The sequence below is a fragment of the Rhodoferax sp. genome (genome assembly GCF_023700745.1).
In the GTDB taxonomy this organism is placed as follows: domain Bacteria; phylum Pseudomonadota; class Gammaproteobacteria; order Burkholderiales; family Burkholderiaceae_C; genus Rhodoferax.
In genome coordinates, this window is sequence record NZ_JAMPYG010000003.1 from 183,591 (window position 1) to 204,140 (window position 20,550).

The 20,550-nt window shown below is 61.3% G+C and carries 17 protein-coding genes; 7 read left to right on the plus strand and 10 right to left on the minus strand.

Going from position 1 to position 20,550, the window contains the following annotated elements:
- Positions 1–15: 15 nt before the first annotated feature.
- Entirely contained in the window at positions 16–2,598 is a 2,583-nt protein-coding gene (locus NDJ10_RS04705) for an EAL domain-containing protein (RefSeq protein WP_296160012.1), read from the plus strand.
- A gap of 13 nt (positions 2,599–2,611) precedes the next feature.
- On the opposite strand, the gene NDJ10_RS04710 is transcribed toward NDJ10_RS04705, so the two are convergent.
- On the minus strand, positions 2,612–3,304 hold the full coding sequence (locus tag NDJ10_RS04710) for a YggS family pyridoxal phosphate-dependent enzyme (protein WP_296160013.1): 693 nt from the start codon (positions 3,302–3,304) through the stop codon (positions 2,612–2,614).
- A 32-nt stretch (positions 3,305–3,336) separates the two neighbouring features.
- Here NDJ10_RS04710 and NDJ10_RS04715 point away from each other — a divergent pair, with 32 nt between their 5' ends.
- The 3 genes from NDJ10_RS04715 to NDJ10_RS04725 are packed head-to-tail and all read left to right on the plus strand — an operon-like array spanning position 3,337 to position 6,461.
- The gene (locus NDJ10_RS04715; protein WP_296160015.1) at positions 3,337–4,380 is read left to right on the plus strand and encodes a type IV pilus twitching motility protein PilT; all 1,044 of its coding nucleotides are present in this window, start codon (positions 3,337–3,339) and stop codon (positions 4,378–4,380) included.
- Positions 4,381–4,384: 4 nt separating this feature from the next.
- Positions 4,385–5,521, plus strand: a complete 1,137-nt coding sequence (locus NDJ10_RS04720) for a PilT/PilU family type 4a pilus ATPase (protein WP_296160016.1) — start codon at positions 4,385–4,387, stop codon at positions 5,519–5,521.
- A gap of 22 nt (positions 5,522–5,543) precedes the next feature.
- Positions 5,544–6,461 carry an NAD(P)-dependent oxidoreductase gene (locus NDJ10_RS04725; RefSeq protein ID WP_296160017.1) on the plus strand — a complete coding sequence of 306 codons (918 nt, stop codon included), beginning with the start codon at positions 5,544–5,546 and terminating at the stop codon, positions 6,459–6,461.
- Positions 6,462–6,468: 7 nt separating this feature from the next.
- Here NDJ10_RS04725 and NDJ10_RS04730 read toward each other — a convergent pair whose 3' ends face one another.
- The 3 genes from NDJ10_RS04730 to NDJ10_RS04740 all read right to left on the minus strand — a co-directional run bounded on the left by NDJ10_RS04730 (position 6,469) and on the right by NDJ10_RS04740 (position 8,188).
- Positions 6,469–7,107, minus strand: a complete 639-nt coding sequence (locus NDJ10_RS04730) for a BON domain-containing protein (RefSeq protein ID WP_296160018.1) — start codon at positions 7,105–7,107, stop codon at positions 6,469–6,471.
- A 9-nt stretch (positions 7,108–7,116) separates the two neighbouring features.
- Positions 7,117–7,701, minus strand: a complete 585-nt coding sequence (locus NDJ10_RS04735; protein ID WP_296160019.1) for a phosphoheptose isomerase — start codon at positions 7,699–7,701, stop codon at positions 7,117–7,119.
- Positions 7,702–7,774: 73 nt separating this feature from the next.
- Positions 7,775–8,188 (minus strand): YraN family protein, encoded by a 414-nt coding sequence (locus NDJ10_RS04740; RefSeq protein ID WP_296160020.1) that lies wholly within the window; start codon positions 8,186–8,188, stop codon positions 7,775–7,777.
- On the opposite strand from NDJ10_RS04740, the gene rsmI reads away from it, so the two are divergent.
- The 3 genes from rsmI to NDJ10_RS04755 all read left to right on the plus strand — a co-directional run bounded on the left by rsmI (position 8,188) and on the right by NDJ10_RS04755 (position 11,649).
- Positions 8,188–9,129 (plus strand): 16S rRNA (cytidine(1402)-2'-O)-methyltransferase, encoded by a 942-nt coding sequence (rsmI, locus tag NDJ10_RS04745; RefSeq protein ID WP_296160022.1) that lies wholly within the window; start codon positions 8,188–8,190, stop codon positions 9,127–9,129. The two genes, NDJ10_RS04740 and rsmI, sit on opposite strands and share 1 nt — an antisense overlap.
- Positions 9,130–9,233: 104 nt before the next feature.
- Positions 9,234–11,033 carry a sensor histidine kinase gene (locus NDJ10_RS04750; protein ID WP_296160023.1) on the plus strand — a complete coding sequence of 600 codons (1,800 nt, stop codon included), beginning with the start codon at positions 9,234–9,236 and terminating at the stop codon, positions 11,031–11,033.
- Positions 11,017–11,649: a response regulator gene (locus NDJ10_RS04755; protein WP_296160024.1), complete on the plus strand. Its 633-nt coding sequence runs from the start codon at positions 11,017–11,019 to the stop codon at positions 11,647–11,649. Before NDJ10_RS04750 ends, NDJ10_RS04755 begins: the two co-directional genes overlap by 17 nt.
- An 11-nt stretch (positions 11,650–11,660) precedes the next feature.
- Here NDJ10_RS04755 and NDJ10_RS04760 read toward each other — a convergent pair whose 3' ends face one another.
- The 6 genes from NDJ10_RS04760 to NDJ10_RS04785 form a co-directional block, all read right to left on the minus strand.
- Entirely contained in the window at positions 11,661–14,747 is a 3,087-nt protein-coding gene (locus NDJ10_RS04760; protein WP_296160025.1) for a molybdopterin dinucleotide binding domain-containing protein, read from the minus strand.
- An 11-nt stretch (positions 14,748–14,758) separates the two neighbouring features.
- Entirely contained in the window at positions 14,759–15,829 is a 1,071-nt protein-coding gene (nrfD, locus tag NDJ10_RS04765; RefSeq protein WP_296160026.1) for an NrfD/PsrC family molybdoenzyme membrane anchor subunit, read from the minus strand.
- Positions 15,830–15,831: 2 nt separating this feature from the next.
- Entirely contained in the window at positions 15,832–16,557 is a 726-nt protein-coding gene (gene dsrO, locus NDJ10_RS04770) for a sulfate reduction electron transfer complex DsrMKJOP subunit DsrO (protein ID WP_296160027.1), read from the minus strand.
- A 335-nt stretch (positions 16,558–16,892) separates the two neighbouring features.
- Positions 16,893–17,132 carry a hypothetical protein gene (locus NDJ10_RS04775; RefSeq protein WP_296160028.1) on the minus strand — a complete coding sequence of 80 codons (240 nt, stop codon included), beginning with the start codon at positions 17,130–17,132 and terminating at the stop codon, positions 16,893–16,895.
- 86 nt (positions 17,133–17,218) lie between these two features.
- The gene (locus tag NDJ10_RS04780; protein ID WP_296160121.1) at positions 17,219–18,010 is read right to left on the minus strand and encodes a M48 family metallopeptidase; all 792 of its coding nucleotides are present in this window, start codon (positions 18,008–18,010) and stop codon (positions 17,219–17,221) included.
- Between the two features lie 69 nt (positions 18,011–18,079).
- Positions 18,080–20,452 carry an ATPase, T2SS/T4P/T4SS family gene (locus tag NDJ10_RS04785; RefSeq protein WP_296160029.1) on the minus strand — a complete coding sequence of 791 codons (2,373 nt, stop codon included), beginning with the start codon at positions 20,450–20,452 and terminating at the stop codon, positions 18,080–18,082.
- Positions 20,453–20,550 lie beyond the last annotated feature (98 nt).

Genomic DNA, 20,550 nt, shown 5'->3' on the forward strand with positions numbered 1-20,550 from the left:
TACTTTCATACAACCATGTTGCCACCCTGGATGACCCGGCTCAAACACTGGCGCCTGATCGTTCAGTGGGGATTGCCGTTGGCAGCGCTCTTGTTGACCACCTGGGTCCAGGCTGCCAACCCGCCAGCACGCACGGTGCGGGTCGGCGTCTATGAAAACGCCCCCAAATTGCTGCTGGGCCAAGGGGGTAAGCCCAGCGGTATTCTGGGCGACGTGTTGATGGCCATGGCGGCACAGGAGCAATGGAACGTGGTCGCTGTGCCCTGCGAATGGCAGGCCTGTCTGGATGCGCTGGTCAGAGCAGAGATCGACCTGATGCCCGATGTGGCCTACACCGACCAGCGGGCACAGCTTTTTGATTTTCATCAGGTGCCGGCCCTGTTGAGCTGGTCACAGCTTTACAAGCTCAGGGGCACACCTATCCAGACTGTCACCGATTTGCACAACAAACGCATCGCGGTCGTCGCCGGCTCGATCCAGGCCTCGTCATTGAAAAACATGCTCGACAGTTTTGCGGTGACTGCCACGCTGGTTCAGGTAAGTTCATTCGAGCAAGGGTTTGAGCAGGTGCAACAGCGCAATGTCGATGCCGTCGCTGCTAACCGTTTTTTTGGCGATATGCAGGCGCACCGCTTTGACGTCGAATCGACCGCCGTGGTGTTTCAGCCGGCGCAACTGTATTTCGCCACAACCAAGGACAAAAATGGGGCACTGCTGGCGGCCATTGACCGTCATTTAAAGGCATGGCAGGCGCAGCCCGATTCACCCTATGCGGCCGCTTTGCAGCGCTGGATGCAAGCCGCCCCCTCATTTGAGATACCGGCTTACCTATGGTGGGCGCTGTCAGGCTTATTTGCCGCCTTGTTGCTGGCACTCGCCCTGAACGCCTGGCTGCGCCAGCAGGTGGTGCAAAAAACCGCCCGTATCCGTGCCGATGAAGAACAGCTCAACACCATTCTCAACGGTGTCGATGCCTTCATCTACATCAAGGACCGGGAACTGCGTTACCAGTATGCCAACAGCCGGGTCGCGCAGCTGTTTGGCTGCAGCGCCGAACAGGTGATCGGGCAAACGGACAGTGCATTTTTCGATGAGATCACGGTGGCCAAGTTGCGTGCCCATGACTTGCGCGTGATTGAACATGGTGAGCGCGTCGAAGAGGAAGAAATCAACCGCAGCCTCGATGGCCAGGTGACGCAGAGCTATTTGTCAGTCAAGCTGCCCTTGCGCGACGCCAAGGGCCACATTTATGCCCTATGCGGCATCTCCACCGACATGACCCGGCGCAAGCAGGCCGAAGAAGCCATCCATCAGCTGGCGTTTTACGACGCCCTGACCGGTCTGCCCAACCGGCGTTTGTTGCAGGACCGGGTGCAGCAATTGCTGAGCTCGCTCGCACGCGTCCCCCAAAGCGCCGCCCTGATGTTCATGGACGTGGACAACTTCAAGGACATCAACGACACCCTTGGCCATGACGCCGGCGACGAGCTGCTGTATCAGATCGCCGAGCGCATGCGCGAATGCGTCAGGACCCAGGACACCCTGGCGCGCCAAGGTGGCGATGAGTTTGTGGTGATGCTGGTCAACCTCAGCACCCAGCCGGGCGAGGCGGCGCGGCAAGCGCAGCAGGTGGCCCAAAAACTGCTGAACCGGCTCAGCCAACCCTACCAATTGCGCGCGCACAACTGCCAAACCAGCGTCAGCATCGGGGTCACCCTGATTGAGGGACCCAACGACACGCGTGAAGAGCTGTTCAAACAGGCCGACATGGCCATGTACCAGGCCAAAGCCGCCGGACGCAACACCCTGCGCTTTTTCAACCCCGAGATGCAGGCCCAGGTGGTGGCCCGCACCACGCTTGAGGCCGACCTGCGCTGGGCGCTGGCACATGATGAATTTGTCTTGCATTACCAGCCACAGCTGGATGACCAGGGGCAAACGCTTGGCTTTGAGGCGTTGCTGCGCTGGCAACACCCAATGCGCGGCGTGATTTTGCCCGCTGAATTTATCGCAGTGGCGGAATCTTCCGGCCTGATCGTGGCGCTGGGGGCCTGGGTGCTGCGCAGCGCCTGTCTTCAGTTGCAGGCGTTTTCACAGCAGGCGTCACAGCGCCATTGGACCATTGCGGTCAATGTCGGCGCGGCACAATTCCGGCAGCCCGATTTTGTCACCCGGGTAGAAACGACCCTGCAGCAAACCGGCGCCAATGCAGCGCAGCTGGAACTGGAACTGACAGAGAGCCAACTGGTCGACGATGGGCACGACGTGATGGCCAAAATGGATGCGCTGCGCGCTGTTGGCGTGCGCTTGTCACTGGACGACTTTGGCAGCGGCTACTCGTCGCTGGCCATGCTCAAGCGGCTGCCGCTTGACCAGCTCAAAATTGACCAGGCGTTCGTCCGCGACATGCTCGACGACCCGCAAAACGCCAGCATCATTCGCGCCATCGTCACACTCGGTGAAAGCCTGGGGCTGGCGGTGATCGCCAAGGGCGTGGAGCGCGAGGTGCAGCGCGATGCCTTGCTGGCGCTGGGCTGCCGCCATTTCCAGGGTTATCTGTTTGGCCAGCCGACACCCATTCCGACGGCTGGCGCCTAGGCCACTGACGCGCTCAGGCCGGGGGGTGTCGCGCGCCAAAAATGGCCGAACCGACCCGTACCAGGGTACTTCCCGAGGCGATGGCAGCCTCCATATCGGCACTCATGCCCATCGACAGGGTATCCAGGTTGAGCCCTTTCGCCTTCAAGTCGTCCAACAGGACGCTGGCGCTTTTGAAGACCCGGCACGCCGCCGCAAAATCTGGCGCAGGTTCCGGAATACACATCAAACCGCGCAAACGCAAGCGCGGCAGGCCGGCCATGGCCTGGGCCAGCGCCAATGTGTCTTCAGGCGCCACTCCCGACTTGGTGGGGCCACCATCGACATTGACCTGGATGCACACTTGCAAAGGCGGCAAACCTGCAGGCCGTTGTTCGCTCAAGCGCTGGGCAATTTTGAGACGATCCACCGTGTGCACCCAGTCAAAGTGCGCGGCCACCTGCCGGGTCTTGTTGCTCTGGACCGGACCGATGCAGTGCCACACCAACGGCAGGTGCCGCAGAACGATGATTTTTTCCACCGCTTCCTGGATGTAGTTCTCACCAAACGCGGTCTGACCGGCCTCGAAGGCAGCCTGCACCGCATCGGCGCCAAAAGTTTTGGAAACTGCCAGCAGCGTCACGGCTTCGGGAGGGCGGCCAGCCGCCTGGCAGGCGGCGCGGATGCGCGCACGCACAGCGCTGAGTTGTGTTGAAATCTTGGTCATAATTGCCAAGCGTAACAAACAAAAGGGCCCCTGTGGACATTACCCAATTGCTGGCTTTCAGCGTCAAGAACAAAGCGTCAGATTTGCATTTGTCTGCTGGCTTGCCTCCCATGATCCGGGTCCACGGTGATGTGCGGCGCATCAACGTCGAGCCGCTGGAGCACAAGCAGGTGCATGCCATGGTGTATGACATCATGAACGACGCACAACGCAAACGTTATGAAGAATTTCTGGAAATCGACTTCTCGTTTGAAATCGAAGGCCTGGCGCGTTTCCGGGTCAACGCCTTCAACCAGAACCGGGGGGCCGGCGCGGTGTTCCGGACCATTCCGAGCAAAATCCTGACGCTGGAACAGCTCAATTGCCCGAAGATTTTTGCCGATCTGGCACTCAAGCCGCGCGGCATGGTACTGGTGACCGGCCCCACCGGCTCCGGCAAGTCCACCACGCTGGCGGCCATGGTGAATTACCTCAATGAAAACGAATTCGGTCACATCCTGACCGTGGAAGACCCGATTGAATTCGTCCACGAATCCAAAAAATGCCTGATCAACCAGCGCGAGGTGGGCCCCCACACGCAAAGCTTTGCCGCCGCCCTGAAGTCGGCCCTGCGCGAAGACCCGGATGCGATTCTGGTGGGCGAAATGCGCGACCTGGAAACCATCCGCCTGGCCATGACCGCCGCCGAGACCGGGCACCTGGTGTTTGGCACCCTGCACACCTCCAGCGCGGCCAAGACCATTGACCGGATCATTGACGTGTTTCCGGCGGCTGAAAAGGAAATGATCCGCGCCATGCTCAGCGAATCGCTGCAAGCCGTGATCTCGCAAACGCTGTGCAAGACCAAGGACGGCCAGGGCCGGGTGGCGGCGCATGAAATCATGCTGGGCACCAGCGCCATCCGCAACCTGATCCGCGAGGCCAAGGTGGCCCAGATGTACTCATCGATCCAGACCGGCAACAACGTCGGCATGCAGACCCTCGACCAGAACCTGACCGACCTGGTGCGGCGCAACATCATCAGTCCGGCCGAAGCCCGCACCAAGGCAAAAATTCCCGAAAACTTCCCAGGGTGACCTTATGGAACGCGATCAAGCCACTTCTTTCATTACCGACCTGCTCAAGTTGATGACCAGTCGCGGCGGCAGCGACCTGTTCATCACCGCCGATTTCCCGCCCGCCATCAAGGTCGACGGCAAGGTCACCAAGGTCTCGCCCCAGCCGCTCAACGAAGGCCACACGCTGGCGCTGGCGCGCTCCATCATGAACGACAAACAGGTGGCCGAGTTCGAGCGCACCAAGGAGTGCAACTTTGCCATTGCACCACCGGGCCTGGGCCGTTTTCGGGTCAACGCCTTCATGCAGCAGAGCAAGGTGGGCCTGGTGCTGCGCACCATCCCCATGACCCTGCCCAGTATTGACAGCCTCGGTCTGCCACCCATCCTGAAAGATGTGGTCAATACCAAGCGCGGGCTGTGCATCCTGGTCGGTGCCACCGGCTCGGGCAAATCGACCACGCTGGCGGCCATGGTGGACTGGCGCAACCAGTCCACCTATGGTCACATCATCACCATCGAGGACCCCATCGAGTTTGTCCATCCACACAAAAATTGCGTGGTCACGCAGCGCGAGGTCGGCATTGACACCGACAGCTGGGAAGCGGCGCTGAAAAACACCTTGCGCCAGGCCCCCGATGTGATTTTGATGGGTGAAATCCGCGACCGCGAGACCATGGAGCATGCCGTGGCCTTTGCCGAAACCGGCCACCTGTGCCTGGCCACGTTGCACGCCAACAGCGCCAACCAGGCGCTCGACCGGATCATCAACTTCTTCCCCGAAGAGCGCCGCGCCCAACTGCTGATGGACTTGTCGCTCAACCTCAAGGCACTGGTATCGCAACGCCTGTTGCCCAAGCAGGACAGCAAGGGGCGTCTGGCTGTGGTCGAGATCCTGCTCAATTCCCCCCTGATTTCCGACCTGATCTTCAAGGGCGAAGTCGCCGAGATCAAGGAAATCATGAAGAAAAGTCGCAACATCGGCATGCAAACCTTTGACCAAGCGCTGTTTGATGCCTACGAGTCCAACCAGATCACCTATGAAGACGCGCTGCGCAACGCCGACTCGATGAACGATTTGCGGCTGCAAATCAAACTCAACAGCCAGCGCGGCAAAACGCAGGACCTGAGCGCCGGCACCGAAAATTTCAGCATTGTTTGAACACAACACCAGGCCATCCAGCATGAACACAAGAAGTTACGACACCACCCCTAGTCGCCGCGTTGCCTTTCTGGGCCTGGGCGTGATGGGTTACCCCATGGCCGGCCACCTGGCACGCGCCGGCCACCAGGTCACCGTGTACAACCGCACTGCGGCCAAGGCCATAGATTGGTGCGCCGAGTATGCCGCTGCCACCGCCCAGGCGGGGCATTTGAAACATGCGCCCACACCGCGCCAGGCGGTGCAGGATGCCGACCTGGTGTTCTGCTGTGTCGGCAACGATGACGACTTGCGCAGCGTGGTACTGGGTGCCGATGGCGCCTTTGCCGGCATGAAAGCGGGGGCCGTGCTGGTGGACCACACCACCGCGTCAGCCAATGTCGCGCGCGAACTCCATGCCGTGGCCCAAGCCAGGGGGCTGCATTTTGTCGACGCACCCGTCTCGGGCGGTCAGGCCGGCGCCCAGAACGGCGCCCTCACGGTCATGTGCGGTGGTGAGCAGGCCGCGTTCGAGGCGGCGCAACCGGTGGCCATGGCCTTTTCCAGGGCGATGACCTACCTCGGCGCCAGCGGGGCCGGGCAACTGGCCAAGATGGTCAACCAGATTTGCATTGCCGGCCTGGTGCAGGGCCTGGCCGAAGCCATTGCCTTTGGCGAGAAAGCCGGGCTCGACATGAACCAGGTGCTTGAGGTGATTGGCAAGGGCGCGGCCCAAAGCTGGCAAATGGACAACCGCGGCAAAACCATGGTGGCCGGCCAGTTCGACTTTGGCTTTGCCGTGGACTGGATGCGCAAGGACCTCGGACTGGTGCTCGACGAGGCCAAACACAACGGAGCCCGCCTGCCGGTGACTGCGCTGGTGGACCAGTTTTACGCCGACGTGCAGCAGATGGGCGGCCGGCGCTGGGACACCTCCAGCCTGATCAAGCGCTTGCGCTGAAACCGCCTTATTTCTTGGTTTCGGCCGGCGCCGGTTGTGGCAACTGGTTGCGCAGTTCGTCTTCGCTGATGATCTCGAACACGCGCACCACCTTTTGCACACCGGTCGTGCTGCGGGCAATGTCAGTGGCACGATCAGCCTCGCGTTGCGTGACGCGGCCCATCAGGTAGGTGGTGCCACGCTCGGTGACCACCTTGTAGGCATTCGAAAACAGGTCTTTGGCGTCCAGCAGGGCCGCTTTGACGCGGCCGGTGACCAGCGTGTCGGACGTACGCTGCGTCAGGGTCGTATGGCCCAGCACCGCCAGTTCATTGACCACCGCTTGCACGTTCTCCACGCGCGTCACGATCTGCTCCACCAGTTGTTTGTCTTGCGCGCTCGGAACCTCGCCAGTCAGCAGGACACGGCGGTTATAGCTGCTGATGTTGACATGCCCGCGACTGCCCAGATTGTCACGAATGCGGCTGGCAGCACGCAGTTCAATGGTCTCGTCTTCAAGCTGGGCGCCCGAAGTGCGCCGATCCGTAGCGACCAGCGAGCCCATGACGGCGCCGCCCATCATGACGGGAGCGCAGGCACTCAAGGTGGCTCCCAGAGCGGCACCAACGAGGCACATGGAGAGTAGTTTCTGACTGATGAATTTCATGGGGACTTCCTAATCGCCAAGTAACAGGGTGTCGACCGCATCGCACAGACAATGCAGGGTCAGCAGGTGAACCTCCTGGATGCGCGCGGTACGCTCGTGGGGCACACAGATATGCACATCGGTATCGCGCAGCGCCTGCACCATTTTGCCGCCGCCGCGACCGCTCAAACCAATGACCACCATGTCGCGCTGGTGCGCCGCCTCGATGGCGGCCAGCACATTGGCCGAGTTGCCGCTGGTGGTGATGGCCAGCAGCACGTCGCCCGGTTGACCCAGGGCCCGCACCTGACGCGAAAAAACATGGGTGAAGTCATAGTCGTTGGCAATCGCCGTCAGGATCGAGCTGTCGGTGGTCAGCGCGATGGCCGCCAGCTCAGGGCGTTCACGCTCGAAGCGGCCGACAAATTCGGCTGAAAAATGCTGGGCGTCGGCGGCCGAGCCGCCATTGCCGCAACTCAGCACCTTGCCGCCACTGGTGACACAGGCCATGAGCGCCTGCACGGCATCGGCAATGGCTTGGCTGAGCAGCGGGGCAGCCTGGTATTTCAGGTCGGCGCTGTCAATGAAATGTTGTTGGATACGTTGTTGCAGCATGGCCGCAATGATACTCGCGCAAGACCGATATGCGGTTCCTCACGGCCCTGGCCAGGCCCAGCTTTGCAAAGTCTTACATTCCGCCTGCATCAAAGGCACCCGCCAGCCACTCAACCCCGTCCGCCTGCACCGCTACCACATCGAAGCGGCAAGGCGGCAAAGTGCGCAGGCGCATCAGGTAGTGCCGTGCGGCAAACACAATGCGCTTTTGCTTGACCCAGCTGACGCTGGCGGCAGCACCACCATGGCTGGCTGATGCCCGGCGCCGCACTTCGACAAAGACACAGGTGCCATCGGGCGCACGCATGATCAGGTCGATTTCGCCACCACCGCGCCCCGGGGTTCGATAATTGCGCTCCAGCAGGCGCAAACCGGCGTGCTGCAAATGTGCCAGCGCCAGGTTTTCAGCCTGATCGCCCAGTTGTTTGGTAGTGGACGGTTGCAACCGCGCCGGTACCGTCCCCGATTTGACCAGAGGAATACCCATTGACTTCAAGCTCCTTGACACCTGTGAGCGCCAGCTTCGCCCAGGCCCTGCTGGCTGCGCAACAAGCCTGTGGCCAGCAAAACTACCCGCGCGGCGCCTTGTATGTGGTGGCCACGCCGATTGGCAACCTGGCCGATATTAGCCTGCGTGCCTTGCATGTGCTGCAACTGGCCGATCTGATTGCCTGCGAAGACACGCGCCACACCCAGGCGCTGTTACGCGCCTATGGCATCGACAAGCCGCCGGCACAGATGCTGGCACTGCACCAGCACAACGAGGCGCAGGCAGCACAAACGGTGCTGGAGCGGCTGCGCCAGGGCCTGCGCGTGGCCTACGTGAGCGATGCCGGCACGCCTGCCATCAGCGACCCCGGCGCCCGTCTGGTTGCCGACGCGCGCCAGGCCGGGCTGCCGGTGCTGCCGCTGCCCGGTGCCAGCAGTATCACCACGGTGCTGAGCGTGGCCGGTCTGACGCTGGACGCCCGGCACCCCGATGGTTTTGTCTTTGCGGGTTTTTTGCCCAGCAAAAGCGGCGAACGCAACACCGCGGTGCAGGCCCTGGCGGGTGAGGTGCGGGCCGTGGTGCTGCTTGAAGCCCCGCACCGGATCGAAGCCCTGGCTACGGCCCTGGCGATGTTGGGCACGCGGGCGGTCACGGTGGGGCGCGAGCTGACCAAACAGTTCGAAGAAATTGCGACGCTGGCAGCGCAGGATTTCCCGGCCTGGCTGGCGCAGGACGGCAACCGCCTGCGCGGTGAATTCGCGCTGGTACTGCACCCGGCCCCGGCCAGCCTGGCCACTGGTCCGGACACCCGTGTGCTGCAATTGCTGCTGGCCGAACTGCCCCTGAAAACCGCCGTCAAGCTGGCCGCCGACATCACCGGCGAGCCGCGCAATGCGCTGTATGAACTGGCCCTGGGCTTGAAGGACAAAGCCGCCTGAGCTGAGCACCTTGTCCTGGCCGTTGACTTTGCCGTTGCCAGTGGCGTCGGCCCGACTACCGCGCTTTAAAAAATCGGCACGGGACGCTTGTCTATACTGATCCCATGGACAACGTCGGCGACAAAAAGACCCTGCGACCAAGCTGGCTGATCGGCTTGATCTTCCTCTTTTGTTTCAATCCATCGCAGGCCTTGGGAAAGGAGGTGGCGATCGGTGTCTTTGCCTACCAGGGTGAGCACGCCTCCACGTCCGATTGGCATCCGCTCATCAGCTACCTGAACCAGGCGCTGCCAGAACACCGTTTTCGCCTGGAAAACCATGACGCCGCCAGCTTGCACCAGGCCATCGCCGGGGAGCGCATCGATCTGGTGATCACCAACCCGGGGTACTACATCGCCATGGAGGCCGCATTTGGCCTCAGCCGCATCGCCACGCTGGAGTCTTCGGGCATGTCAGCCGCCAAAGCGCTGGGTTCGGCGGTCCTGGTCCGGAGTGACCGAACGGATTTGCAGGAACTCTCCGATCTGGCTGGGCAACGTCTTGCTGCCGTTGCACCGGACGCCTTTGGCGGCTACCTGCTGGCAGCACAGGAAATGCTGCGCAACGGGGTTGATCCGGAGACGGACCTGAAGGAAATTCGATTCATGGGTTTGCCGATGGACCAGATCGTCGAAGCAGTGCAACAGGGCAAAGTGGATGCCGGCATCGTGCGCGCCTGTGTGCCAGAGCAAATGGTGCGCGAAAAACGGCTCTCGTCGGCGGACTTCCGGGTGTTGTCGCAGCGCCAGGAAGACCCGTTTCCGTGCGCGCTGTCGACCCCCCTTTATCCGAACTGGCCACTGGCCGTCACCCGCCAGACCGACCCTGTGCTGGCCAAACAGGTCGCCCACGCCCTGCTGTCCATGCCACAAACAGCCGACGGCATGGGCTGGACCGTTCCGGCGGACTACCAGCCAATACACGACTTGTACCGGGCGCTGCGTGTCGGCCCGTACGCCTACCTGCGGGAAATCACGCCTGAAGGGCTGGCGCGACGTTTCTGGCCCTGGCTGCTGGCTGCCTTGCTGGCGCTGGTGGCCTGGATCATCCACACCGTGCGGGTCGAGCACCAGGTGCTGCGCCGGACGGCGCAATTGCGTGATTCCCTCAGTGCCAGGGAGCAGGCAGAGACCCGCATGCGTGACAGCCAGGAGCAGATGGAGCACCTGTCCAGATTGTCGGTGCTGGGCGAGTTGTCGGGTAACCTGGCGCATGAACTGAACCAGCCTTTGACGACCATCGGCACCTATGCCCGCACCGTGCTGCGCCGCCAGGACAGCGGCCGCCTGACATCGGAGGCTATCAGCGAAGCCTGCACCCAGATCGTCAATGAAGCCGAGCGGGCCGGCGGCATCGTGCAGCGCATCCGCCATTTCGCCCGAAAACGCAGCGCCGTACGCGAGCCGGTTGACCTCGTGCTCCTTGCCCAGGAGGCACGGCACCTGGTCGTCGGCATGCTGGCGCACCCGCCCGAGATCCACATCGACAACCAACTGCCTGCCAGTTGCCGGGTGCTGGCGGACGGTCCGCAAATCCAGCAGGTTCTGCTGAACCTGCTCAAGAATGCCGTGGATGCCGGCCGCAACCTGGGGCCTGATCGGCAAGGCATTCGGGTCATGGTTGAAGCCGTGGACAACTGGGTTCAGCTTCACGTCGTTGACCAGGGCTGCGGCCTCGAACCGCCGCAATTGGCGCACCTGTTCGAGCCGTTTTTCACCACCAAACCGGATGGCCTGGGCCTTGGGCTACCGATCTGCAAAACCATCATCGAAGCCCATGGCGGCCGGCTATGGGCCCAGCCCAATGCCGCTGGCCCGGGCATGTGTTTTTCCTTCTCGCTCCCCTGCCATGACCTACCCACCTGAAGATTGTCTCGTCCACGTCGTTGACGATGATGCGGGCCTGCGCCGCTCCCTTCGCTTCCTGCTCGATTCGGTGGGCTGGAACGTCAAGCTCTACGCCTCGGCGGAAGAATTCCTCGACCTTGCCGCCCCGCCAACCCAGCCATCTTGCCTGCTGCTCGACATCCGCATGCCGGCCATGAGTGGCCTGGAACTGCAACAGGTGCTGCGCGAACGCGGGGTGCATTTGCCGATTCTGTTCATGACCGGCCACGCCGATGTGTCGATGGCCGTCCAGGCCTTGAAATCCGGCGCCAGCGATTTCATCGAGAAGCCGTTCAAGGACCAGATGCTGCTCGATACCGTGGCCACCGCCATCCGGCACAGTGCCGAGGCGCTGGAGGAAACGCAGCGGCGCAATGCCGCCCTGGCGGTGCTGGCCACGCTGTCACCCCGGGAAAGAGAAGCTGCCAGCCTGATCGCGCGCGGTCAACCCAACAAACTGATTGCAGCCAGCCTGGGCATCAGCGAAAAGACTGTGCACATCCACCGCCAGCACATCATGGAAAAGGCCGCCATCTCATCCGCCGCCGAACTGGCCCGCCTGATGCTGCGGGCCGATCCAGCGGCACTGGATTAACGCTGCGTCGCTCAGGCCCGGCGCAGGGTCGCCGGCAAGCCGTTACGCACCGCGGCACCGGAGACGGAATCAACCCAAGGCGATTTGTCAGGGCGAGTCGGGTCGATCAAACCAATCTCATTCAAGTTGACCCCAGCAGCCAGACGGCGGTCCTGCGGCTGGCGCACCTCGCCCAGGCGATGCGCCCGTGCACCCAGCTCGCGATGTCCGAAACCATGCTCGAAGGCCGCCACCCCCGGCGTGATGCCGGCGTGCACCATGACCCGGGCCTTGAGGCTGCCCGCCGGCGTCGTGATCACGGTCAGATCACCCATCTTCACATGCAGGCGACGGGCATCGTCCGGATGGATCAGCACCGGGTTTTCCGGATGCAGGCCAAGCAGGCGGGTCGCCCCGATCGAGTACGGGTTTTGCAGCGCCGACTTGTAGCTGACCAGTTGCATGGGCCACTTGTCGGCCGGATAGAGCTTGCGCACCGGTGTGCCATCGGCAAACGAGGGCTCGACCCAGCTCGCGCAACCGCTGAAACGTTTGCCCGTCAGGCTGTTCTTCGAGGCACCCACGTTCTCGTTCCACAGATGGGACATGGCTTTCATCGGATTTCGCATCCATTCCGGATTTTCTTCGTCATAGGCGTCCTTGCCCGGCTGGTAGCGGCCACCCCGACTGAACAGGAAGGCCACCTTGGCCACCTCTTCAGGTTTCAGCGTCTTTTCCAGCAACGGGCGAATGCGTTCGACACCACTGAGGCGGATATCTTCCTCGGTGGCATCGGCCACCGGCTCCTTGCCCAGCCAGGCAACATTGGCGCCGCCACGCAGATACCAATCTTCAGGTGTATTCAGGGCATAGGTGTTGCCGTCCGGATCGCTGAGGGCCCCCGCGCCAAAGCCGGGCAGTTGCATGGCCTTGGCCAGCGCGATGAAGAAAGTTTCCATGCCAATGGCGCGCCCCTCGGGGGTCTTCGCCGCCTTGGGCTCAATGACCGGCCAGCGGGCGCCCATCGCCTTGGTCGGCACGCCGTTCCAGGCGGCGACCCAGCCCCAGCTCTCGTACATCAGCGAATCCGGAATGATGTAGTCGGCATAGGCGTTGCTTTCGTTGATGAAAGGATCGACCGAGATGATCAGTGGCAGCTTCTTCGGGTCCGCCAGGTCCTTGGCAATCTTGTTGCGCAGGCCGGTGACGCCGTAAAGCGGATTGGATGACCAGAGCACCAGCGCCTTCAAGGCATAAGGGTAGCCGCTGATCCCGCCCGGCAGGATTTCGGTGGTGAGTCCGGGCGCATTGGGAAACCATGGCGCCGTTGCCGGATAGGGTTTGTTGTCGGCTTTCCTGGCGGCAAATTCGGCGGTTTTTTCATAAGGTACATTGCGCCCCAGCGGCGTGCCGGATGGCTTGACCATGCCGGCAAAGGAGGCAAGGTTATAGCGAGGCCCCTCGCCACTGTCCTTGAAGCCGCCGCCGTTGGCGACAAAACCGCCCTTCCAGTTGATGTTGCCCAGCAGCGCGTTGATGCTCATCAGCGCATAGGCGTTGTAGAAACCGCTGCCACTCATCATGCCCCCGTGGGCGATCACCGAAGCGCGCTTGCCGTGCGAGGCCAGCTCCTGGGCCAGCGCCGCCAGGGTATCGGCCGGGATGCCGCAAGCCTGGGCATAGGCGCCAAGCTCCAGCCGCATGGCTTCTTCACGCAGCAATTGCAGCGACGACTTGACCCTAATCTCCTGACCACCAAGCGTCAACACGGTGTCGACGAACAAGGCGGCTGGGCCCTTGGCCTGGTCACTCAGCACCGGCTTGCCGGTATCGTCAAGACAAACGAAAGCATCGCCTTCTTTGTAGCGCTGTTCTTCAGGCATTTCGACGCCAAGGTCGGAGGCGCGCAGGAAGCGCCGCTCACGCGGATGTTTCGGTTCCACGACGACCAGATGGGTCGCGTTGGAGAACGAGGGCTCGCCATTTTCCCTGGCCAGTTCGGCATTCGGAAAACCCAGAAAACGGCTGTCGATACGCTCGTTCTCGAACAGCCAGCGGATGATGGCCATGGCCATCGCACCGTCGGTTCCAGGACGGATCGGCAACCAGCGGCCGCGGTCACCGCTGGCGCGGTTGTCGGCATGCGTCAGCACCGGATCGACCACCACGTAGGACAGTTTGCCCTCAGTGCGTGCTTTGGCGACCAAAGTACCCTGGCGCTTGAACGGGTTGCCGGCCTGTCCCGGTGCCGTGCCGACAAAGAGCACAAACTCGGCGTTGGAGAAATCCGGCTTGCAGTGCGGCATGGCCTTCATGTCGCCGAACAGAGCGCCCGAACCCGAACGGTAGGAGCCGCCACAATAAGAGCCATGGCCAACGAAGTTGATGGTGCCGTAGGCCTGCTGAAAAAAGCGGCGGGCGAAGCTCTCACGGCCATCGTTGACGCTGGACAGTACCGCCACCTGGTTGACCCGGGGCCCAAGCGCCGGTTGGGCACTGTCGATGGGCGTTTGCAGATCACGCAGCGCAGCCAGTCCATCCACATGGCCTTCGCCAAACAGATCACCGCCTTCCACCACTTCCTTGAGCAGTTGGTCAAAGGCAATCGGTTCCCATTGACCGCTGTTGCGCGCCCCCACACGTTTTAAAGGTGTCAACACACGGTACGGCGAGTCGATCTGCTGGGCCACGGCATTGCCACGCCCACAGGCGGTGGAGCGCCCCTCCAGCCCCTTGCCCTTGTGGGCAGAAATGGCAATGAAACTCTCGCGCACGCTGGCTTTCATCGGCAGGTGCGGGTCGGTTGACAAGGGGCTGTAAGGGTTGCCCGCCACCCGCAAGACCTTGCCTGAGGTACGATCGATGCGCACGCGCACGCCGCACATCGTGGTGCACCCCAGACAGGTTGTGTAGCTGACTTGCTGGTTGGGGTTGAGCTCCAGCTGCCCCTGACGATCCACACGGAACTCGGGTGCCGGGGCTTCCCCCGCCGTCTTGTGCCTGGGAGCATCCTTGCCGAGGAGTTTGCCGACAACACGGCCAGCCGTTTCGGAATAGCCGACGGCAAAGGCGGCCAGACCGCCGAGTGCCAGAACCTGGCGACGCTTGCTGATTTTCATGATCGAACTCCTCAGACTTCCGCCGGCTCATCCCAAGGGACAAGACTGGTCAGAACAATGTAAATGGTGAGACACAGACCGACCATGCCGACGATGCCAAGCAGGCCATCGGGCGTCAGGGTCAGGACATAGCGCGAGGTCGTGGCGCCCATCTTGGGCAGGCTCTGGCTGACCATCAAAACGATCCAGCGCACCAGCCAGGCACCCTGCAGGGCAAACAGCGCAGGCAAGAGCAGCGTATGACGCCGGGCGCTGGCAAGCCACAGCGTCAGCACGGTGCTGCCGATCAGCCAGGCGCCCGTGACCCACCAACTGAACGCGCCCTGCATGGCGGCCAGCGCTTCGGCCGCGGCGCTCGACAGGCCGGAGGCGCCAAGCAGCCCCCAGACGGCCAGCAACAGCAGGCTCGCCCACTGGCTGTACGCCAGCCAGCGATTGAGCAAAGGCGCAGCCGCCCGGTTGCCGCTCATGACTTCGAACAGGCCGGTCATGCCCAGGCCGCCACTCAAGGCCGAGACAAGCAGGAGCAGCGGCAGCACCGGACTGTGCCAAAGTGCGCGGGCCTGCACCACCATCACTTCCATGCCGGTATAGAGCAGGATCAGCGCGGCGCCGATGCTGCCGACGAGTGCCGCCATTCTGATGGCGCCGGGGTTGTCATGGCCACCGTAGGCCAGCCTACGGTACAGTCCGGCAAATTTTTCGCCGCTTTGCCCCATTGCCGCCAGTTGCGGCCGCAGACAGAGCCAGGCATAGAGGCACAGACCGAACATATAAACGGGGATGAAGAATGCGCCCCAGGCCATCCACGAGCCAGAATTCGGGTGCAGGTAGAAATTGAGGAAACGGCCTGGCTGGTGCAGGTCGGCCAGCAAGGCCACCGGTCCCGTCAAACCGCACACCAGTGCCACCAGCAAGGCTCGCCGGGAAACGCCACGCCAATCAGGACGGCGCCAGACCAGACCCGGCAAGGACAAAAAGAAAGCCGTCGTGGAAATCCCGATCAGGAAAAAATAGCTTACCGCCCAGGGCAGCCAGGCCGGTTCCCGCGCAAAACCCAACACTTCAACTGTCGTGTTCATGTTCATCCTCCTTGTTGTTCGGGGCGCCACATCATGTCGGCGGCAGAAGCGCCATCGACACGGCCGTCGAGGTGTTCCTCAAGGCCGATGTAGAACACCCGGGGTGACGTCTTGGCTTCCGGTTTCAGCACCTTGACCTTGCCGTCTGCCGCTTTCAGCCGCTTGCTGATGTCGCTGTCCGGATCATTGATGTCGCCAAAAATGCGTGCCCCGCCAACACAGGTTTCAACGCAGGCAGGCAGCAGCCCGGCTTCCAGCCGGTGGCTGCAGAAAGTGCATTTGTCAGCCTTGCCGGTGTGGTGGTTGATGAAGCGCGCGTCGTACGGGCAGGCCTGGACGCAGTAAGCACAGCCGACGCAACGGTCCCCGTCCACCAGCACGATGCCGTCCTCGCGCTTGAAGGTGGCACCGACCGGGCAGACGGGAATGCAGGGCGGCTGTTCGCAGTGGTTGCACAGACGCGGCAGCACGGCAAGGCCGGTTTTGCCGTCCTGGCCAGTGACCGCGTAGGTTGCCACCACCGTGCGGAATTGGCCCTCGGGGGAAGCGTTTTCCATGGAACAGGCCATGGTGCAGGCCTGACAGGCAATGCACCGCCGGGTATCGACCAGCATCGACCAATGCGGACCCCTTGTTTCTGCGGCCATGGCCGGAAGAGCCAGGCCCGCGGTGACGGCCGGCAACGCCGCGAAGAAGGTGCGCCGGGAAGGATGAGGATGAGCGCTCATGCAAAGCTCCGTTTTTTGATGACGGAGCAAGATTAAGCGTTGCGCTCAAAATTGAAAATGAGAAGAAATATACATGGCCGTAGGTAAAAATCCCTAGGCGCTTTTTATGGCGCCAGGTCTTCGCAACTATTTGTCCTGACTGTGTGCGTACAGCGGCAGCACCTTGGGCAGATTGGCCTCAATGTCGGCAATGCGGGTGTTGCCGGAGGGGTGGGGCGAGAGCCATTGTGGCGGTGCGCCTTTGCTGGCTCGCCGTCATCACCGGCGAGCCGCGCAATGCGCTGTATGAACTGGCCCTGGGCTTGAAGGACAAAACTAGCTGAGCTGCCGATAAGTCAGATTGCGAGGATTTTCATCGCCTTGCCGAGCATATCGACCGAATCTTGGTGTTTACCAGCCTTGTGCAGGGTTTCACCTTCGGCGCGCAACTTCTTCACCTCTGACAATTGTTCTGAAGTGAGTTTGGGACTCGTGGCCAGCGCTGCGTCGATCTTCTTCATGTCAGCGGGGCAATGAAAGGCCAGCGCCGAGGTGCTGATGATCAGGGTGCCAAGCAGTATAAAAATTTTGCGCATGGTGCTTTTCCTCTAACAGAGTGCGAAGCCGCACGGGATCGCCATTTAATCGCCAAGACATCGAAAAGTCAATAAAACTGGCGCGGCTATTTGTTCTGACTGCGCGCATACAGCGGCAGCACCTTGGGCAGATTGGCCTGGATGTCGGCAATGCGGGAGTTGCCAGACGGGTGGGTCGAGAGCCATTGCGGCGGCGCGCCCCGGCTGGCAACGGCCATTTTCTGCCACAGCGTGACACCGGCGCGCGGATCAAAACCGGCGCGCGCGGCGAGTTCCATGCCGACCAGGTCGGCATCGGATTCGTCGCTGCGGCTGAACTGCAGCGTGAGCAGCTGCGCGCCATAACTGGTCACGGTCTGACCCAACTGCCCCAAACCCAGCACATTGCTGAGCAAGTTGGCGCCGATGCTGGTGGCCGCACTTTTGCCCATGCGCGCTCTGGCGTGTTCGCGCAGCGCGTGGGCGATCTCGTGGCCCATGACGGTGGCGACTTCGTCGTCGGTCAATTGCAACTGGTCCAGAATACCGCTGTAAAACGCGATCTTGCCGCCCGGCATGCAAAACGCATTGACCTGCCGGCTGCCGATCAGGTTGACCTCCCAGCGCCAGTTCTTGGCGCGCGGGTTCCAGCCCAGCGCATGGGGAATGATGCGTTGCGCAATGGCGCGCAAACGCCTGACCTGGGGATGGTTCTTGCCGCCCAGTGCGTTTTGGGCGGCAGCCTGCTGCAGCATCTCGGCATACTGCTGGACGGCAGATTGCTCAACCGTTTCGGCCGGCACCAGCCGGCTGAACAACGAGTTGCCGCCCACCTCCACGCCCTCCCTGTCGCTGCCCTGTGCCAGCGCCAGGCCAGGCGACAGCAGCAGCAAGGCCATGCCCTGAAGGAGCGGCCGGCGCTGGCAGTACAGGCAGGTGTGGTGGTTCGTCATGTCAACCAGAATCCGCTATTTGATACAAACCGAACGCACCATTTTCAGGTCGGTCAACCCCATCAAGACTTTTTCCATACCGTCCATCTTCAGGGTACGCATGCCGCCTTCAACGGCGGCAGAAAAAATTTCAGCGACCCGCGCACGTTCCTGGATCAGCTTCTTGATGCCGTCGTCGGCAATCAGCAATTCATGCAGGCCGACCCGGCCCTTGTAGCCGGTTTGATGGCATTTGTCGCAGCCCACATGGCGGTACAGTTTGAGTTCGCCGCCGTCGCTGAATTCGGTCTTCCAGCGTTCGAGGAGCTGTGCCAACTGTGCATCGTAATTGTCTCTCCATGAAGCAGAACGCCTCAATTCTTCGGCGTATTCCATGGCAAATAGATGCAACTCCTCTGCATCCGGCACATAGGATTCCTTGCAGGCACACAATTTCTTGGCCAGGCGTTGCGCCAGGATGCCCAGCAGTGCATCGGCAAAATTGAACGGGTCCATGCCCATATCGAGCAAGCGGGTGATGGACTCGGGGGCCGAGTTGGTGTGCAGCGTGGAAAACACCAGGTGACCCGTGAGCGATGCTTCAACACCCATGGCCACGGTTTCGTGGTCGCGCGACTCACCGACCATGATGATGTCTGGATCGGCCCGCAGAAAAGCGCGCATCACCAGTGCAAAGTCAATGCCGGCTTTTCTGTTGATCTGAACTTGGCGCAGGCCTTTCTGGGTAATTTCGACCGGATCTTCGGCGGTCCATATCTTGGTATCCGGCTTGTTGAGGTGCTTCAGGATTGAGTGCAGCGTGGTGGTCTTGCCCGAACCGGTGGGGCCGCACACATAAAACAGACCATAGGGTTTCTCCACGGTTCTGATCACCCGCTCCATGTTGTGCGGCGTCAGTCCCAGCTTATCAAGCGGAATGGGTTCACCTGCGGCCAGAATCCGCATCACCACGTCTTCCACCCCACCGGCCGAGGGGATCGTGGCCACACGCAACTCGATGTCTACCGGGCCGTACTTCTTGAATTTGATCTTGCCGTCCTGGGGCTTGCGGCGCTCCGAGATATCAAGATCACACATGATTTTCAGACGCGTCACCATGGCCTGGCGAAAATGGGCCGGCACTTCGATGTAGGGCTGCAATGAACCGTCAATGCGAAAGCGGACCCCCGTTTTCATTTTGCCGGGCATGGGCTCGACGTGGATGTCGGACGCCCCCTGATGGTAGGCATCCAGGATGATCTTGTTGACAAACTTGACCAGCTCATTGTCAGCGGCGGCGGACTCCAGCGATTCGTCATTGCTGCCGTCGTCCATGGGTGAGTTGTCCATGTCAGCGAGCATGTCGCTGATGCTGCCGCTTTCAGCCTCGATGCCAAAGATCTGACCCAGGGTCTGCATGAACTCATAGTGCGTGGTGACGCGGTAGGCAAACTTGCTGAGACGCGGATAAACCTGCGCCACGATGCGTGAGCTGCGCACAGCTTCAGGATCAAGACACATGATGACCAGACCGTCAGGCGACTCTTCCAGCGGAATCCAGCCCTGCTCGGTGATGAATTCGCGCTTGAGTTTGCCGTGCAGGTTCTCCGAACGAACGCGGCCCTCACTGAAAGGCTCGTAGGGCACGCCAAAGAACTTGGCCAGCGACGGACCGATCTGGACCGTGCGCACCTGGTAGCTGTTGAGCAGCAGGTGCTCGACGGTTTGCCCCTGTTCGCGCGCCTGCTTCAGGCAGCCCTGCAATTCTTCTGCTGTCATCACGCCGCTGGCGACCAGGTCGTCGTACTTGGTGACCATGCGGCGAACGCTTTCTTCCTGTTTGCGAATGCGCTGCCGGATGGCGGTAGCCAGGGTTTTGCTGAGCCGGCTGATGCCTTCAACATCCAGATCACCGAACATCTGGTCATTTTTGTTATTGATGATTTGCAGTACGCCATGCAGCGTCTTGCCATCCAGAATCGGTGCCACCAGCATTTGACGCGTGCGGTAGCCAGTGCGCTTGTCCACCGCTTTCAAGAAGGTCAGGTCAGGATGCACCAGCTTCAGGGCTGCGTCATCATAGACGTCCGGCAAATTGACCAGCTTTTGACTGAAGGCGACATAACCCGCCACACTTTGCGGACTGATGGGAAGCTTCAGGTCCTGGTTGCTGTTGAGTCCGGTTTTGACCTTGGAAATAATGGCATTACGTTCCTCATTGACCACATACAGCGTCAGCCGATCAGCATTGAACAGCTCGCAAATATCCGCACTCGACTCCAACATGATTTGCTCAATGTTGTCGGTTTCATGGATACGCGCAGTCACTTGTTGCAATTGCTTGTAAAAAAGCGCGTCAAGAGCCATGTTGCCAAGATCCAGGCTGGGCTGTTCGTAGAGGGTTTTCATTTTTCCTTGTGTCACGGGCCTTGTGGATTTGGCTGACTTTACCGAACTGGCATTTTTAGCCGATTTAGCAACTCCCAGCTTTTGAAAAATTGTCGCCA